This is a genomic window from Pseudomonas sp. RL_5y_Pfl2_73 (genome assembly GCF_963970515.1).
In the GTDB taxonomy this organism is placed as follows: Bacteria; Pseudomonadota; Gammaproteobacteria; order Pseudomonadales; family Pseudomonadaceae; genus Aquipseudomonas.
The window spans coordinates 14815-32750 of the sequence record NZ_CAXAPD010000039.1 but is presented as its reverse complement, the minus strand read 5'-3'; the positions used below and the strand labels follow the sequence as shown (position 1 = coordinate 32750).

11 protein-coding genes are annotated in these 17936 nt (G+C 62.3%); 7 read left to right on the top strand and 4 right to left on the bottom strand.

Features of this window, described 5'->3' with window-relative positions; all coding sequences use genetic code 11:
• The first annotated feature begins 22 nt into the window (after positions 1-22).
• Entirely contained in the window at positions 23-1126 is a 1104-nt protein-coding gene (locus AACY42_RS25670) for a polyamine ABC transporter substrate-binding protein (protein WP_339483186.1), read from the top strand.
• Positions 1127-1167: 41 nt separating this feature from the next.
• On the opposite strand, the gene AACY42_RS25665 is transcribed toward AACY42_RS25670, so the two are convergent.
• Complete coding sequence (locus AACY42_RS25665; protein ID WP_339483184.1) at positions 1168-1779, bottom strand: TetR/AcrR family transcriptional regulator; 612 nt, start codon at positions 1777-1779, stop codon at positions 1168-1170.
• Between the two features lie 359 nt (positions 1780-2138).
• On the opposite strand from AACY42_RS25665, the gene AACY42_RS25660 reads away from it, so the two are divergent.
• Genes AACY42_RS25660 through AACY42_RS25650 form a run of 3 tightly spaced genes read left to right on the top strand, consistent with a single transcriptional unit; the run spans position 2139 to position 6575 of the window.
• The gene (locus tag AACY42_RS25660) at positions 2139-3860 is read left to right on the top strand and encodes a type I secretion system permease/ATPase (protein WP_339483182.1); all 1722 of its coding nucleotides are present in this window, start codon (positions 2139-2141) and stop codon (positions 3858-3860) included.
• Positions 3853-5223, top strand: a complete 1371-nt coding sequence (locus tag AACY42_RS25655; RefSeq protein ID WP_339483180.1) for an HlyD family type I secretion periplasmic adaptor subunit — start codon at positions 3853-3855, stop codon at positions 5221-5223. The genes AACY42_RS25660 and AACY42_RS25655 overlap by 8 nt, the downstream gene beginning before the upstream one ends.
• Before the next feature lie 2 nt (positions 5224-5225).
• Positions 5226-6575, top strand: a complete 1350-nt coding sequence (locus AACY42_RS25650) for a TolC family outer membrane protein (protein WP_339483178.1) — start codon at positions 5226-5228, stop codon at positions 6573-6575.
• 337 nt (positions 6576-6912) lie between these two features.
• On the opposite strand, the gene AACY42_RS25645 is transcribed toward AACY42_RS25650, so the two are convergent.
• A complete protein-coding gene (locus tag AACY42_RS25645) occupies positions 6913-12525 on the bottom strand; it encodes a putative Ig domain-containing protein (RefSeq protein ID WP_339483177.1) in 5613 nt (1870 codons plus the stop codon).
• A 407-nt stretch (positions 12526-12932) separates the two neighbouring features.
• On the opposite strand from AACY42_RS25645, the gene AACY42_RS25640 reads away from it, so the two are divergent.
• The 3 genes from AACY42_RS25640 to hemN all read left to right on the top strand — a co-directional run bounded on the left by AACY42_RS25640 (position 12933) and on the right by hemN (position 16230).
• The gene (locus AACY42_RS25640) at positions 12933-13376 is read left to right on the top strand and encodes a CopD family copper resistance protein (protein ID WP_339483175.1); all 444 of its coding nucleotides are present in this window, start codon (positions 12933-12935) and stop codon (positions 13374-13376) included.
• A 95-nt stretch (positions 13377-13471) separates the two neighbouring features.
• Positions 13472-14845 carry a coproporphyrinogen III oxidase gene (locus tag AACY42_RS25635; RefSeq protein ID WP_339483173.1) on the top strand — a complete coding sequence of 458 codons (1374 nt, stop codon included), beginning with the start codon at positions 13472-13474 and terminating at the stop codon, positions 14843-14845.
• Positions 14842-16230 carry an oxygen-independent coproporphyrinogen III oxidase gene (gene hemN / locus AACY42_RS25630; RefSeq protein WP_339483171.1) on the top strand — a complete coding sequence of 463 codons (1389 nt, stop codon included), beginning with the start codon at positions 14842-14844 and terminating at the stop codon, positions 16228-16230. Before AACY42_RS25635 ends, hemN begins: the two co-directional genes overlap by 4 nt.
• 56 nt (positions 16231-16286) lie before the next feature.
• On the opposite strand, the gene AACY42_RS25625 is transcribed toward hemN, so the two are convergent.
• Positions 16287-16493 (bottom strand): hypothetical protein, encoded by a 207-nt coding sequence (locus AACY42_RS25625; protein WP_339483169.1) that lies wholly within the window; start codon positions 16491-16493, stop codon positions 16287-16289.
• 6 nt (positions 16494-16499) lie between these two features.
• Positions 16500-17924, bottom strand: coding sequence for an AdeC/AdeK/OprM family multidrug efflux complex outer membrane factor (gene adeC, locus AACY42_RS25620; RefSeq protein ID WP_339483167.1), 1425 nt, complete (start codon positions 17922-17924; stop codon positions 16500-16502).
• Positions 17925-17936: the final 12 nt, after the last annotated feature.

Sequence of the window (17936 nt, the reverse complement as noted above, 5' to 3'; positions counted from 1 at the left end):
GGCCGCGCTGGAGTGTTAGATCATGAACATGTTTTTGCGCAACACCTTGCTGGGCGCTGTCGTTTCGATGCTGGTCAGTGGCGCAAGCCTGGCCGAAGAGCGGACGGTGCGAATCTACAACTGGATCGAGTACCTGCCGCCAGAAATCCTCAAGAGTTTCCAGGAGGAAACCGGCATCCGTCCCATCTACGACGTCTTCGACAGCGTTGAGACATTGGAGTCCAAACTGCTGACCGGCAACTCCGGGTATGACGTGGTGTACCCGAGCAGTTCCAACGTCAGTCACCTGATTGCCGCCGGCGCCGTCCAACCCCTGGACCGCAGCCAGTTACCGAACTGGGAGCATCTGGAACCCGAGTTCATGAAGTCCCTGGAGGCGGTGGGCGATCCCGGCAACCGCTATGCAGCGCCGTATCTGTGGGGCACGACCCTGATCGGCTACAACGTCGACAAGGTGCGCCAGGTATTGGGGCCTGATGTGCAAATGAACACCTGGGACATCCTGTTCAAGGAAGAGAACATGGCCAAGCTGGCCAGTTGTGGCGTCGGTCTGCTGGACGCCGCCAACGAGATCGTGCCCATTGCCTTGCACTACGAAGGGCTGGACCCCAACAGCCAGAAACGTGGGGACTACGCAAAGGCGCAGGCGGCCATGCTCAAGGTGCGGCCGTACATCACCTACTTCAATTCATCGCGCTATGGCATGGACCTGGCCAACGGTGATATCTGTGTCGGGGTGGGTTGGTCCGGTGGTGTGGCACTGGCCAAGCGACTGGCCGAAGACGCAGGGAAGGGGGTGAAGGTTGAGCTGGCGCTGCCCAAGGAAGGTGCGCCGATGTGGTCGGACGTCATGATGGTCCCCACCAATGCGCCTCATGCCAAGGAGGCCTACGCGTTCATCAACTACATCTTGCGTCCAGACGTCATCGCGAGGATCAGCAACAAGATCGGCTACCCCAACCCGAACAAGGAAGCCACGGCGTTGGTCAATGCCGACATTCGCAATAACCCCGCCATGTATGTGCCGGACGAGGCGCGCAAGACCCTGTTCGCCTTGGAGCCGGTGCCGGCCGCCGTGGAGCGGATCCGCACCCGCACCTGGACCGGCATCAAGACCCATCGCTGATCGGCGTGACCCGGCGTTGCGGCGCCGGGTCCCTCGTTGGATCAGGCGCGCATGCCCAGAAAGAGCAATTCAGTGATGCGTCTGACCTGAGCGGAATGTGCCTCGATGTCCGGTTGCTCCTGGTTGACCAACCTGAACAACTGCAAGTGCGAATAGTCGTTCAACAGGAACGCGGCGAGGTCGACGTCCAGGTCGGCGCGTAGTTTGCCGGCCTGTTGCAATTCCCTGATCAGCCCACTGATTTCGGCCCTGAGCGCATCGTTCATGGCGCGATACCCCTCGGGCAGCCCGTTGTCGCCGCCAAACAGGATCAGCGGCAGCAACTCGCGCCACAGGCTCGGGTGCATGACCTCCAGTGCGTAGCCGGTCAACAGCCGCTCCAGATAACACAGCGCTTCGACCGGGTCTTCGATTTCAGGCATCTGGCTGCGGGTGTCCGTGAGCGCGCGCTGGTCGGCGTCGTGCAGGATCTCCAGGATGATTTCCTGCTTGTTGCCGAAGTACTTGAACACGGTGGGCGCCGATACGCCGGCCTGGCTGGCGATTTGTTCGATGGTGGTGTTCTGGAAACCCTGGCGCTCGAACAGCTCGACCGCCGCCTTGCTGATGGCTTGGCGGCGTTCGGCTTTTTGACGTTCACGCAGTCCGCTCACGGGTGGTCCTTGTCGTTGGGAAGATGAGGATAGAGGGCCGGCGCTCCCACAGGGTTTGTCGTTGCCATCGGCGCTCAGGTATCACGCAAAATACTTAACTGAGTAAAACTTTTAAAGCAGTCATTTCGATCGTGTCGTTCTCAAGAGCAGCCTTCCACTGGTCATGGAGGTGAAAACACTCACCTCGGGCGGGCACTTACCTAAGCTTACGTTGTCAGTACTTGGCGTCCGTAGCGACGACGATCGGCTCAGATGGCTGCACGTCAGCAACATGACGCTCTTTTTTTTGACGCCTTCGGGCACGTAACTCGCGATGGATTGCGCCGGGACCGACTATTCCTATTGCGGGTTAATTCTCTATGCGCTTTCTACTCGATCCGCGTCATGACATTGATGCTGCCTTATTGAGCTACCGTCGGGTGTTCTGGGCCCTGGCATTGTTCAGTGGCGTGATCAATCTGTTGGTGCTGGTGCCTTCGCTTTACATGATGCAGGTCTACGACCGGGTCCTGACCAGTCGCAACGAAATCACCTTGTTCATGCTCACCTTGATGGCTTTGGGGCTGTTCATGTTCAGCGCCCTGATCGAGTGGGTGCGCGGCGAGGTGATGATTCGCATGAGCGCGGGGCTGGACGATGCCTTGGGCGAGCGGATTTTCGACGCGGCCTTCGCCCGCAGCCTGCGCGAGCACAACGCCAACCCGGCGCAGGTGCTCACCGACCTGGCCACGCTGCGCCAGCTGATTACCGGGCAAGGCCTGATTGCCTTGCTCGATGCACCCTGGCTGCCGATCTTCCTGCTGGTGGCGTTCATCTTTCATCCCTGGTTTGGCGTGCTGACGCTGGTGCTTGCCCTGGTGCTGATCGGCCTGGCGCTGTGGGGCGAACTGGCGACGCGCACGCGCCTGGGCGAAGCCAATAGCCTGGGGGTGCAGTCGTCTATCTATGTGAACAGCACGCTGCACAATGCCGAAGTCATCCAGGCCCTGGGCATGCTCGGGCCGCTGCGCCAGCGCTGGAGCCTGTTGCAACAACGGATCATTGCCGCCCAGGCCCATGCCAGCGACCGCAGCGCGCGTATCACCTCGACGACCCGTTTCGTGCGTATCTCCGGGCAGTCCCTGGCGCTGGGGCTGGGCGCCTTGCTGGTGCTTGAAGGCCAACTGTCGGCAGGCATGATGATTGCGATGTCGTTGTTGCTGGGGCGAGCCCTGGCGCCCGTGGAAATCGCCATCGGCTCGTGGAAGCAATTCAACGCCGGACGTCAGAGCTACCAGCGCCTGAGCCAATTGCTGGCCGAGCATCCGCGCAAGCGCCTGCGCATGCCGTTGCCGCCACCTACCGGCGCGGTGCGCCTGGAACAGTTGTATGTCGGCCCGCCGGGTGCTTCGCAGCCGATCCTGCGGGGGATCAATTTCAGCCTCGTCAAGGGCGACGTGCTGGCCGTGGTTGGGCCCAGTGCCAGTGGTAAATCGACACTGGCCCGTGCCCTGGTCGGGGTCTGGCCGGCCATGGGTGGGTCGGTGCGCCTGGACGATGCCGAGATCAGCCAGTGGTCCCACGACGCCCTGGGCCCGCACCTCGGCTACCTGCCCCAAGACATCGAGTTGTTCGACGGCACGGTCGCCGACAACATCGCCCGTTTCCATGAGCAGGATGCTGACCAGATCATCGCCGCCGGACGGCATGCCGGCATCCACGAAATGATCCTGCGCTTTCCCAAGGGCTACGACACGCCGTTGGGCCCCGGTGGGCTTGGCTTGTCCGGTGGGCAGAAACAACGCCTGGGCCTGGCTCGCGCGCTCTACGGACGGCCAACGCTGATCGTGCTCGACGAGCCCAACTCCAATCTCGATGATGCCGGTGAGCTGGCGCTGGTGCAGGCCATCAATGCGCTCAAGGCGACTGGCAGCACCGTGGTGTTGATTACTCACCGACCCAATGTGCTGGCGGTGGTCGATCACATCCTGGTGCTCAAGGACGGTACTCAACAAGCATTCGGCCCACGGGACCGGGTGCTCAAGGCATTGATGCCGGGGCCGAGACCGGCCGCGGTCAGGGAGGCGGGCGGCGATGCGTGATCTGACTCCGGAGACACAAGCGCGCAGCGACCAGGGGCTGAGCGTGTGCAGCACCACGACGCTGCCCAGCGCCAGCACCGACGCCGGGAGCGCGGCGCGTTATGGCGTGGGATTCCTGGTCCTGACGCTGGGTGGTTTCCTGCTCTGGGCCTGCCTGGCGCCACTCGACCAGGGGGTGGTGGGCAGCGGCACCGTGGTGGTGGCGGGGGAGCGCAAGGCCGTGCAGTCGTTGGTCGGCGGAGTGGTGGAAAAGCTGCTGGTCAGCGATGGCGACCGCGTCACCCAGGGGCAATTGCTTGTGCAACTCAACACGGTGCAGGCGCAGTCGCAACTGGACGTGACCCTGGGCAAGCTGCTCAACGATCGCAGCATCGAGGCGCGCTTGATTGCCGAGCGCCTGGGCAGCGCCGAGATCCAATGGCCCGCGGAACTGCTGGCCCACGCCGACGAGCCACGGGTCAAGGCGGCGATGGCCTTGCAGAGCCAGTTGTTCCTTACCCGCCGCGCGGAGCTGGGCAGCCGCTTGCAGATCATCGAGCACGAAGCCGCGGCGTTGCAGCAACAACTGCTTGGCTACGAAGGCGTCAAGCGCAACTACGACGCGCAGATGCGCTTTCAGCAGCAGGAGCTTGAAGGCCTGCGTGACCTGGCTCGGGAAGGCTACGTTCCGCGCAACAAACTGTTCGAGGCCGAGCGCAACGCGGCCCAGTTGGCGGGGCAGATCGCCTCCGGCGTGGGCGATGTCGGCAGGACTCGCCAGGCGATCAACGAAAGCCGGCTCAAGGCCTTGCAGGCGCAGCAGCAATTCCGCCGCGATGCCGAAACCCAGCTCAGCGAAGTCTCGGCCGAGGCGGCCGGTTATGCCGATCAGATTCGGGCCTTGCAATTTGAAGTCGACAACGGTGCGATCCGCGCGCCAGTGGCCGGGCAGGTCATGGATGTGAGCATTCATACGGTCGGCGGCGTTGCCCAGGCCGGCCAGACCCTGATGCAGGTGGTGCCGCTGGATGCGCCGATGGCGATCACCGCGCGCTTCGAGCCGCTGATGGCCAACAAGCTGCGCCCGGGCCTGCCGGTGCATGTGCATTTCACCGCGCTGCAACGGGTGGATACGCCGACGGTCACCGGCACGGTGACGACGGTGTCGGCGGACCAGTTGATCAATGAACAGACGCACCAACCGTACTTCTCCGCCAAGGTCGAGATTCCCGCCGACACCGTGGCCGCGTTGCAGAGCGCCGGCCTGCTGGTGCGCCCCGGCATGCTCGCCGATGTCACGGTGGTGACGGGCGAACGCACCTTGATGAATTACCTGATGAAACCTTTGCGTGAACGCTTGCTGGCAGCCTTCAAGGAGGAATGAGCATGGTCGACCGTTGCCCCTACCGTTTGCGTGTGCTGATGGGCTTGTGTGCGGCTTGGGCGATGCTCAATCCGGTGTGGGCCGCTGAGACTGGCCTGAGCCTGACCGCCGCCTACGATGCTTCGCGCCTCAACGATCCGACCGTGCAGTCGGCGGCCCACGCTTTTGAAGCTTCGCGGCATGAAGAGGACATCGGTCGTGGCGGCCTTTACCCGCAAGTGTCGCTGACTTCGCGCTACGGCTACGGCGGGCGGACCGACGGCGGCGACGACAGCACCTACGTCAACAGCAACGATTACCAGGCGAACAACGTGACCCTGGTGGCGCAGCAACCGCTCTATGACAAGGCCCGCTGGGCGGCGTATCAGGAGGGCAAGGCACGCGGTCAACTGGGCACCCAGGTGTTCGATGTGGCCGGCCAAACCCTGTATGACCGGGTGGCGAAGGGCTATTTCGACGTCGCCCGGGCGGAGAACGAGATCAAGTTGATCACCCAGCAAAAGTCCGCCATCCAAGGCCTGGTCATTCAGAGTAAAAAGCTTTATGAGGGCGGTCAGGGCGCGATCACCGATATCGACGAAGCCCAGGCGCGGCTCGATCTGGTGCAAGCTCAGGAGGCTGAAGCCCAGTCGCGCCGCGTGGCGGCTTTGCGGGCCTTGTCCGGGCGAGCCAGTGTGCTCATCGATGACATCTTGCCGATGCGCGAAGAATTGGCCGCCGGTAGTCCGATCCCGCCGGAGCAGGACTTGCCGTACTGGACGGCGATTGCCCGTGAAGCCAGCCCCGAGCTGGCTGCTCGGCTGGCGGCGGTGAAAGTGGCCGAAGCTCAGGCTGACAGTCAGCGCGCCGGGCATTATCCAACCTTGTCGCTGACCACCCAGTTGACCCGCCGGGAAACCCGTCAATACCAGGAACTCGACCCGCGCCAGGACACCTACTACGTGGGTGTGCAATTGGATATCCCGTTGTATCGCGGCGGGGTGGTACGGGCGTCGGTGGCCAAGGCCGAAGCGCAACTGGCCGGCGCCCAGTCTGACTACGACGTGCAACGCCAGCAACTGGCCGAGGATATCGAGGCCGATTACCTGGGCGTCGTCGCCGGGTTTGCCAAGAGCAAGGCGATGCAGCGGGCGGTGGCGTCCAATCAGCGAGCACTGGCCTCGACGGAAAAAGGCTTCCAGGGCGGCGTGCGTTCCACGGTGGATATTCTTGACGCACAGCAGCGGGTGTTCCAGGCCCGTCGAGACCTGCTCAACACCAAGCTCGACATGCTGCAAAGCTATGTGAGCCTGCACACCCACACCGGCCAGATGAACCGCGCGGTGCTGGAGCAGGTGCAAAGCTTGTTCTAGACAATCCAGGGCTCAAGTTTGCAACTTATCCCTGTGGCGAGGGAGCTTGCTCCCGCTGGGCTGCGGTAGGTGCTGGCGAAGGCTGCGATCTTTTGATCTTTCACTTAACACTCAACAAGGCCTGAAAAGATCGCAGCCTCGCTTCGCTCGACAGCTCCTACAGCGCAGCCGAGCGGGAGCAAGCTCCCTTGCCACAAAAACGGTCTAGGCCCAGTGCTTGCCTTCAAGCACAACACGCCCCCTGTGGGAGCGGACTTGCTCGCGATAGCGGTGGGTCAGTCAGCATCCATGCTGAATGTGCCGCAGCTACTGCGGGCAAGTCTGCTCAGGAGGGCAATCAGGCGGTGAAGTCGCTGGCGTGCAGCTCCTTGACGCCGACCAGTTCGAATTCGAACTCGGGGGTGGCGTCGGCGTTGGTGCTGCCGGAGAGGATGCCATCGACGAAGCGCAGCTGGCCGGTGGCGTTGGTGGCGTCGAAGGCGTTGCTGCCGATGAAGGTGAAGGCATCGACTGTGGCCGTCAACGGGTTGGCGTCCAGGCCGGTGAGGTCCAACGTGTCGAACTCCGCGCTCTTGAAGCCGCTGATCACATCGCGCAAGGCCCCGACGCCCATGTCCGACAACGCACCAAACACGTAGGTGTCGGCGCCGGTGCCACCGGTGAGGTTGTCGGTGCCTGCGCCGCCGATCAATCGGTCATCGCCGGAACCACCTACCAACGTATCGTTGCCGGCCCCCCCGTCGAGGACGTTCGCCGCACTGTTCCCCGACAGGGTGTCGGCGTAGGCACTTCCCTTCAGGTTCTCGATGAACTTCAAGGTGTCCAACCCGGACCCCACGGTGTTCTGTTGCGCCGACGTCGAGAGGTTGACGGTCACGCCGGACAGGGCGCGCTCAAAGCTGGCCGTGTCGATGCCATCGCGTCCATCCAGTACATTGTTGCCGGCGCCGGCGAACAGCGTATTGTCCAGCGCGTTGCCGGTGCCATTGGCGGCGCCGGTGCTATCGATATACAGGTTCTCGACGTTGCTGCCCAAGGTATAGGCCGCCAGGTTGCTGTGCACGCTGTCGATTCCGCCGGTCACGGTATTGCTGTTGGTTTCGATCACGCTGTCGTCGGCATTGTCGACAAAGTAGCTGTCGTTGCCATCGCCACCGCTCAGGCTGTCGGCCCCTGCGGCGCCGTCCAGCACGTTATTGGCGGCATTGCCGGTGATGAAATTGCGTCGTTCATTGCCGGTGCCGTCGATGTCCGACACACCGGTGAGCACCAGGTTTTCCAGATTGGTGCCCAGGGTCCAACTGACCGAGGCTTGCACCGTGTCGATCTGCGAGGTTGAGGTGTTGGTTTCCACCACGCTATCGAAGGCATTGTCGACCACGTAGATGTCGTTGCCATCACCACCGCTCATGCTGTCGGCACCCAGGTCACCATCCAGCGTGTCGTTGCCTGAACTGCCCAGCAGGGTGTCGTCCTGGTCGGTACCGGAGATCATCCCGCCCTGGTTCTGGGCGTTGTCGAAGATGTCCTGCACGCTGTTATTGTCGTTGGGGTTGCCCTGGAAACCGAGGTCATCGGCAATGTAGTCCGCCAGGCGTTGGCCAACGATTTCCGCCGATTCCTCGTGCAGGTGCCAGACGTCATCGGGGTACACCAGGGGATCGACTTCGTAGCGCAAGGGCAGGTCGGTGTAATCCACCGCCAGCTTGACGTCGGCGCGCTCGGCGGCGATGGCTTCCTGAGTGGCGCGCACATAACCGACGCCCTCGACGATGGACGCGATTTTCTCTTGCGAATAACCACGGGCCCGGGCCGCATCCTCCTCGTAGTGACCGGTTTCCATCAGGTACACGCTGAAATTGCCGAACTGGGCGTGCAAGTAGTCGAACACTTTCAGGGTCGCAGCCTTATAGGCCGCTGCTGCCGCCGCTTTGTCGGTGGCGCGGGCGATTTCCTGGGCGGCTTCCTCGCCCTGGCCCCAGATGATGCCCATGGTGACGTTATCGATCGACTGCAGTTCGGTGAGCTGGTCGCGCAACAACGTCACCGCCCGCAACAGTGCCGGCCCGGGCTGGTTGGTGTCTGTCAGCCACCAGCACAGCTTGAGCGCCTCGGCGCTGAGTGTGGACAGGCCGTTGACCGTGCTGCCGCCCACCGCGATGTCGATGCCGTTGCCATCGGCATCGGTGAACTGGCTGCGCACGTCGTAGGGGGTGTAGCGGTCCAGGTCATTGACCAGCATCGAGGTGCCGGACTGGTTGTCGTCCTCGGTCATGCGCAGCAGGCGCGCATTGGATTGGCCGAGGGTTGGCAGGTAGAGGATGTCCTGCTGGGCGCGCTCGCCGAAGACAAAGTCGCTGGCGGTGAGGGTATTGAGGTAGTTGCCACTGAGGGCGATCTCGAAACGATTGCCGTCGGCATCGGCTTCGGCGGACTTGATGTAGGTCTTGTCGCCGGCCGCGTTCAGGGTCATGTACAGCGTGCCGTTGCTGCCATTGCCGAGGCCGAGAAAACCCAGCCCCGAGACATCGATTTTGTCGACGCCGACGGTGAAGTCATAAATCGTGTCGGTGGCCGTGACGCCTCCGGTGTCGTAGTCGCGGTAGCTGTCCAGCACGTTGGTATAGCGGAACGTGTCGGCACCGTCGCCGCCGTACAGCGAGTCGCGTCCAGCACCGCCGTCGACGATGTCCGCGCCGGTGCCGGCCTTGATCGTGTCGTTGCCGCCCAGGCCAAGGATCAGGTCCGCGCCTGTCGTGCCATTGAGGGTTTCGGCGTTGTTGGTGCCGGTGATGGTGTTGGCGGGCGTGTCGGCCACCACCAGGGCGAAGCTGTCACTGACCGAGGCGCCCGAGGGATCGGTGGCCTTGACCAACACGTCGTAGTTGCCCGCCGCGGTGCTGGTTGGGGTGCCACTGAAGGTCAGGCTGGTGGCATTGAAACTCAACCACGCGGGCAGGGCGTTGCCGTTGGCGAGGGTGGCGGTGTAGGTCAGTACATCCTGGTTGGCGTCTGTGAAGCTGTTGCTGGCCAGGGTGTAGCTCAAGGGGGTGTTTTCACTGGCGCTCTGGTCCAGCAGCGCGATAGCCACGACCGGCGCCACGTTGGTGGTGGGGTTCTGATCGGCGAAGATAAAGTGACTGGCCGTCAGGCTGCCGGTCAGGTTACCTGCTAGCGACACTTCGAAGCGATTGCCGTTGGCGTCGATCGTGAAGTCCTTGAGATAGGTGCGGTTGGTCGAGGCGCTGTAGGTCACCTGCAGCGTGCCGTCGCGGCCATTACCCAGGCCGGTGTAGCCGAGCGTCGAGACGTCGATCTTGTCCGCCGCTACGTCGAAGTCGAGGATCTGGTCACTGGCGCTGGTGGAGCTGGTGCGGTAGCTGTCGAGTTTCGAGGTGTAGCGGAACACATCGGCCCCGGTGCCACCGGTGAGTTTGTCCACCCCGGTGCCGCCGACCAGGATGTCGTTGCCGGCGTCGCCATCGAGGGTGTCGTTGCCCGCGCCCCCGAACAATTGCTCATTGTCCGCGGTGCCGGTCAGCGTGTCGTTGTTCGGCGTGCCATTGATCACAATGGCGATGGGGACGTCCTGCACGGCGAGGGTAAAGCTATCGCTGACGGTGGCGTTACTGCCGTCGGTTGCGGTGACCTGGATGGCGTAGGTGCCCGACGCGGTGTCGGGCGGCGTGCCGCTGAAGGTGCGGGTGGCGGCGTCGAAGATCAGCCAGCTGGGCAGGGCACTGCCATTGGCGAGTTTGGCGGTGTAGCTCAGGCTGTCGTTATCCGGATCGGTGAAGCTGGTAGCCGGCACCACGTAGCTGAACGGGGTGTTTTCGGTGGCGTTCTGGTCCAGCAACGGCGTCGCCACCACGGGCGCCTGGTTGGTCGGCGACGACGTGGCGAAGACGAAGTTGGCGCTGGTCAGGGTGTTGAGGTAATTGCCGTCCAGCGCCACTTCGAAGCGGTTGCCGTTGGCGTCGGCCTCCAGGGACTTGATGTAGGTCTTGGTGCCGGCACTGTTGAGCACCAGGTACACGGTGTTGTTTTTGCCGTCCCCCAGGCCGGTGAAACCCATGGCGGAGAGCTCGATCTTGTCGGCGCTGATGTCGAAGTCGGTGATCAGGTCGCCCAGGTTGGCGCCGCCGGTGTTGTAGTTGCGGTAGCTGTCCAGGCGGTTGGAGAACACCAAGGTGTCCGCCCCGGCGCCACCGGTGAGGGTGTCCTTGCCAGCACCGCCGTCGAGCTTGTCGTCGCCGGCGCCGCCGCTGAGGCTGTCATTGCCCGCCAGACCAAGCAGGGTGTCGGCCGCATCGCTGCCCAGCAGCGAGTCGTTACCGCTGGTGCCGGTGATCACGCGATTGAAGATGAAGTTGCTGGCGGTCAGGGTGCTGGCCAGGTTGCCTGAGAGAATCAGCTCGAAGCGATTGCCGTTGGCGTCGGCGTCGTAGTCCTTGATGTAGGTGCGGTCACTGCTGGCGCTGTAGCGGACCTGCAGGGTGCCACCACGGCCATTGCCCAGGCCGGTGTAACCGAGGCCAGCGAGGTCGATCTTGTCCTGGGTGACGTCGAAATCGGTGATGGTGTCATCGAAGCTGGTGGTGGCGTTGCGGTAACTGTCCGATTGCGCGACGAACCGGAACGTATCGGCACCGGTGCCACCGGTGAGTTTGTCGATGCCGGCGCCGCCGACGAGGGTGTCGCTACCGGCCGCGCCATTGATGGTGTCGTTGCCTGCGCCGCCGTAGAAGATCTCGTTGGCGGCGCTGCCCAGCAGCGTGTCGTTGCCCGCCGTGCCTTGCACGGTGGTCATGGGCACCGTGGCGCTGACGTAGCTACCGTCGCCATAGACCAGCGTGGCGCCCTTGCTCGTGTGGCTGATGGTGTTGGCGATGATGGCGTTGCTGTCGGTGCCGTCTTCGTTGCGCTCTGCCACGCCATAGGTCGACAGGTCGCTGCCGCTGATGGTGTTGCCCTGGATGAGGTTGTCGCTGCCGTTGAAGTACTTGCCGGACACGCCCTGGGTGTCGTCGTAGGACTGGATGATGATCTCTGGTACGGCACCGCCCAGGGAATTGTTGTTGAGGGTGTTGTCGATGATTTCGACGTGGTTGCTGCCGTAGATGCGGATCCCGGCGCTGTTGTTGTCGTGAATGTCGATGCCGCTGACGGTCACCACGCTGGAGAGCTTGATCAGCACCCCTTCGGCGCCGTTGCCATACACCTCGCCCCCGGTGATGGTGATGTTGTTGGGCGAGGGGATGTCCTCGCTACCGCGCTGGACCACGATGCCATTGCCGCCGTTGTCGTAGGCGACGTTATTGGTCATGGTGAAATCGTGGGTGCTGGTGACGACGTTGAAACCGTGGCGGTCGTTGTCGTAGGCGATGTTGTTTTCGAAGGTGCTGTCACTGAGGAAGTCGGCGACGAAGCCGTCCAGGCCGTTGCCGTGGGACACGCTGTTCTTGATGATCATGTTGACGGTTTGCTCGTGGGGGTCGAAACCGTACCCGGAGCAATCCTTGATCTCGACGCTGTCGAGGGTGACGTTGGAGTCGTAGCCTTCTTCGCCGGGAATATAGCCGTTGAACCAGCCGTCGACCTTGCCGGTGGTGTTGCCCCGGTTGCCGTCGATGGTGAGGTTGCTGACGCCGAAATCGTGGGTTTCCTCACCGTAGGCCGAGCGGATAATGCCGGTGATCTTGGTGTCGGAGCCATCGGCCACTTTGACCGTGGTTTCGCCTATGCCGTCGCCGTACAGGTAGACGTTGCTCTTGAGCATCAGGCAGCCATCGGAAGGTTCCTCTCCTGCCGAAACGATGTAGGTGCCGGTGGGCATGTACACCTGCCCACCGCCGGCCGCGGCCGCCGCATCAATCGCACTCTGGATGGCTGCCGTGTCGTCTGTGATGCCATCTCCTTTGGCGCCAAAATTTTGTACGTTGAAAATCATAAGCTTATCTCCGTATCAGACTTCAACCTAGGTAGACGTCAACATTCCATCGACGACCTCCGAGTTATGACCCAGCGGCGCGCAAAAGTTGTGACCACATATCGGGGAAAGTGTCAAAAAGTCGGACTAACTGATCAGTGGTATTGTCGGGATGAGCAAAAAACAACGTTCCGTTGACGCTTTCAAGGCCGAATGACGTTCTTTTGTAGGAGCGGGCTTGCTCGCGAAGGCGGCGAATCAGTCGACATTGCCGTGACTGACACACCGCTTTCGCGAGCAAGCCCGCTCCCACAGGTTCTGTGGCGACTGATAGGGGGTTCCTTGATTGACATCAACCTCACTTTCGGGACAGCGCGATAACCTCGAATAAACCATCGCCCCGCTGCAGAGGGCGACCGAGGACGCTCATGAGTTATCCGTTGTTTCTGACCTTGCATCTGTTTGCCGCGCTGGTTTTCATCGGCACGGTTTTCTTCGAAGTCCTGTTCCTGGAGAGCATTCGCAAGCAACTGCCCGCCAAGGTCATGGTGTTGCTGGAGCAAGGCATCAGCCAACGCGCTCGGCAGTTGATGCCGTGGGTGCTGCTGGTGCTGTTCGGCGCGGGCATTGGCATGGTCTGGCTGCGCTATTGGCCGGTGCTGTCGTCGCCGCTGCAGTCATCCTTCGGGTTGCTGCTGGGGTTCAAGGTCCTGTTGGCGGGCAGTGTGCTGGGGCATTTCCTCTGGGCCATGTGGCTGTTCAGGAGCGGGCGCATGAACGCTCGCTACGTGCGCATCATTCATACCAGCGTGTTCCTGCATATGGTCGCGATCGTGCTGCTGGCCAAGGCCATGTTCTACGTCACCTGGTAAGCGCTGGCGGGTGGTTCCAAGGCGCTTGATACAGGTCAAGGTGCCCCGGCGGGTTACCCCGCAAACTGCTCCCGCACAGCCACTCGGAGATTGTCATGTTCGACCCGTTCCATACCCTCAGTGAGCGACCCTCGGGACGTGCCCCTGTGGTGGCTGATTTCGATTGTCCGGTCGGTACGCGTAGATTCCACACAGGCATCGGTTCGCTCGACCTGCTTCGAGGGTTACGCAGCAGCCGGCAGACACGACGGCCCTTGTCCCTGGCGGTGCACCTGCCTTCGCGTTTGCGGCTGGCGTCGTGTTCGCCCCTGGCCAGCGACTGCCGGTGCGGTGAGATCGAGGGCTATCTGCAACGGTTGACGCATGAGCTGGGGTTGGTTGGGTGCCACCTGGGGGCAGGGCGACGCGTCGAGCAGTTTTGCCTGACCGGTGGCACACCGGTGATCGCTCACCTGCAGAAGCTGATGGGTGATCTGCGCAAGCGCTTCGACTTCAATGAGTACGACGGCGGCGATCACAGCATCGAGGTGGACCTGCACCACACGGATTGGTCGACCATGGGGCTGATCCGTGACCAGGGTTTCACCCATGTCAGCATCGGTGTCCCCGACATTGGCGTCGACAGCGATCTGTCGGTCGATTGCTACCAGAACCCGGCACCGATCCATTCGTTGATCGATGCGGCGCGCACGTTTGGTTTTCGCTCCATCAACATTGACCTGGGCTATGGCCACGCTTGGCAGACGCCCAGCAGTTTCGCCCTGAAACTGGCGACGCTGATCGAACTGGAACCGGACCGGTTGCACGTTTTCGACTATGCCCGCGCACCATATCGTTATCGCTCGAAAAACGCCGGGGTCGCTGGCGCCTTTTGCAGCACGGTCGACAAAGACGCCATGCGGCGGATCTGCTGTGAGCAACTGACTGACGCCGGTTATCACTACATCGGCCTGGGCCAGTTCGTCAGGGCCGACGATGACCTGGCGGTGGCCCAGGAGCACGGACGCCTGCATCGCAATTGCCAGGGTTTTAGCCGTCACGGTTGCTGTGATCATGTGGGCTTCGGTTTGTCGGCCATCACGCAGATCGAGCACCTGTATGTACAGAACACCGATGACCTGCATCAATATTGCCAACAGCTGGACGCCGGGCAGTTGCCGGTGTGTCGCGGCTGGCGCTGCGAAGCGCAGGATCAGGTCAAGGCGAGCGTGACCGAGCAGCTTTCCTGTGACCTGGAGCTGGATATCCTGGCCATCGAGGCACGTTTCGGCCTGGTGTTTCGCGAGCATTTCGCGTCTGCCTGGCCGTCGCTGGAAGCGTTGCATGACCAGGGATTGATCGAACTGTCGAGCCGGTTTATCGGCATCCTGCCCGCCGGGCGCTTGAACGTCGATGCGATCTGCAATCTGTTCGACTCAGGACTGGATGACGCAGGCCCACACCCTTTTGAAAAGTTGAACCCATCATGAGTGCTGCATCCGGTTTCAATCGTACCCTGGTGGAGAAATACGACCGCCCAGGGCCGCGCTACACCTCCTATCCGACGGCGCCGCAGTTCCACCAGGCCTTTGCCATGGACGAATACCAGCAGGCTGCCCAACGCAGTAACCAGGCGCCATCGCCCAAGTCGATATCGGTGTACATCCATATCCCGTTCTGCCAGAGCCTCTGCTATTACTGCGCGTGCAACAAAATCATCACGCGCAAGACCCATCGCGCCGTCGAATACCTGAGCTATCTCAAGCGCGAAATTGCCCTGCAGGCGGCCTTGTTCGACCGCTCGCGCAAACTGACTCAACTGCACCTGGGCGGGGGCACGCCGACGTACCTGACCCATGAGCAACTGGCCGACCTGATGGACTGCCTACACCAGTCGTTCGACATGGACGACAGCGATGCCCATGAGTTTTCCATCGAGGTCGACCCGCGGACCATCGATGCGCAACAGATCCAAGGCCTGCGCCAGCTGGGGTTCAACCGTCTGAGCTTTGGCGTCCAGGATTTCGATGCCCAGGTGCAGATCGCTGTCAATCGAGTGCAAAGCGAAGCCCAGGTTGTCGAGCTGGTGGAAGCCGCACGCCTGGCGCGCTTCAGGTCGGTCAGCGTCGATCTGATCTACGGCCTGCCCTTGCAGACCATTGCCAGTTTCGATGTCACCTTGAGCAAGATCATCGCCCTGCGTCCGGACCGGATCGCGGCCTACAGCTACGCCCACCTGCCGCAACGGGTGCGGGCGCAACGGATGATCCGACCAGAAGACATGCCGCCGCCAGAGCGCAAGCTGGAGTTGCTGGAACTGACCATCAATCGCCTGACTGAAGCCGGCTACGTCTACATCGGCATGGATCACTTTGCCTTGCCGGATGACGAACTGGTACGCGCCCGCGCCCAGGGCAGCCTGCAGCGTAACTTCCAGGGTTATTCCACCCACGCCGACTGTGACTTGATAGGCCTGGGGGTGTCCTCGATCGGCAAGGTGGGCGACAGCTACAACCAGAACGTCAAGGAGCTTTCCCAGTATTACGCCCGGTTGGATCAAGGCTTGCTGGCGGTGCAACGTGGTTATCGGCTGAGCGACGACGATCGCCTGCGGCGCGAGGTCATCAGCGAATTGATGTGTCACGGCCGCATCGATTTCGCGCGGATCGAGAGCGCCCATCGCATTCGGTTTACCGAGTACTTCGCCGATGCCCTGGACCGGCTCCAGGAGCTGGTGCGCGATGGGTTGCTGGACCTTCGCGACGATGAGCTGGTGTTGTTGCCCCAGGGACAATTGATGATGCGCAACGTGGCCATGGCCTTCGACGCGTACCTGGGCGCGAACCAGACGGTTCAGTACTCGCGCACGGTCTGATGTGGCATTTGTGGCAAGGGGATTTACTCCCTCGTCACAGCGGTCTATTTCGTCCGCTACGACCGCTCCGTATCCGAACCGGCGACGGCTGGGATCAGGTCGCGTGTCGCATAGAAGCCTTGCACCAGGCGATTCTTGGCCCGGTACTCGCACAGGAGCAGCAAGGTATCCGGCACCTGGGAGATGGACGAGGAATGTTTGACCACCATCGTCTTACCTCCCGAGCGCAAGCGCACCAGGGTCCCGGGTTCGAATGTGCCCATCTGCAGTCACCTCACAGTCACGTTGCTTGTGCGTTCTACCCACCCCCCGCCCAGGGCCTTGTACAGGTTGACTTCAGCGAGCAGTTGCGAGAGCCGGTCGACGATCAGGGTTTGCTGGGCGTTGAACAGCGAGCGTTGGGCATCAAGGAACGTCAGGCTGCTATCCACGCCAATGCGATAGCGCCGCTCCGCCAGGCGGTAGTAGTCCTGGTTGGCTTGCACCAGGTCGCGCTGGGCGATCAATTGGTCTTTATAGGTCTTGCGCGCCGCGAGGCCATCGGACACTTCCTGGAAGGCGGTCTGGATGGCTTTCTCGTATTGCGCCACGCGGATGTCTTTCTGGACTTTCGAGTAGTTCAGGCTCGCCCGAAGGCTGCCGGCGTTGAAAATCGGCAGGTTGATCTGCGGTTGAAACATCCAGCTGCCCGACCCGCCCTTGAATAGCCCGGACAGTTCTTTGCTGGAACTGCCTGCGTTGGCGGTCAGGCTGATGCTCGGGAAAAACGCGGCACGGGCCGCGCCGATATTGGCATTGGCCGATTGCAACAGGTACTCGGCCCCAAGGATGTCCGGCCGGCGTTGCAGCAAGTCCGACGGCAGGCCCGCCGGTACTTCGCTGAGCAGGTCCGATGACAATGGGCGGCCGGGCAGGTCATCGGCAACCGACGTGCCCACCAGCAACGTGAGGTTGTTGCGGTCCTGGGCGACCTGGCGCTGGAACCTGGCCAGGCTGGCCCTGGCGCTTTCCACCGAGGTTCGCGATTGGCTCAGGTTCAAGGCCGAGGCGGTACCGACCTGGTTGCTGCGTTCGGTCAGGCGCAGGCTTTGCTCGTAGGATTGCAGCGTGTCCTGGGTCAACGCCAGCAGCTCCTGATCGGCACGCCAGGTCAGGTAGGCACTGGCGACGCTGGCCACCAGGCTCAATTGGCTGCTGCGCCGGGCTTCTTCACTGGACAGATAGGTCAGCGACGCCTGGTCGCTGAGGCTGCGTATGCGCCCGAACAGGTCCAGCTCATAGGCGCTGATCCCCAGTGTGGCGGAATACGAACGGCTGATGGCGGCGTCGCCGGTTCCGCTGAGGCTGGCCGGCAGGCGCTGGTGCGAACCGGTGCCGTTGGCACTGATTGCCGGGAAGAGGTCCGCCCGTTGAATCCGATACTGCGCCTGGTAGGCCTCGACGTTCAGGGCCGCTACCCGCAAGTCGCGGTTGTTGGCCAGCGCGCTTTCGATCAGTTGTGCCAGCACCGGATCCTGGAACAGGTCACGCCAACCCTGTTCGGCCGCCAGGGGCCCCGACAAGGCCGGGGCATAGGCCGAGGTTTGCGGATACTGCCCGGCGATCGGTGCGGCGGGGCGTTGGTAGTCCGGGATAAGCGAACAACCGCCCAGCATGAACGCCGCGGCGGCCAGGGGACTCAAGAGTTTATGCATCGACCTGTTGTC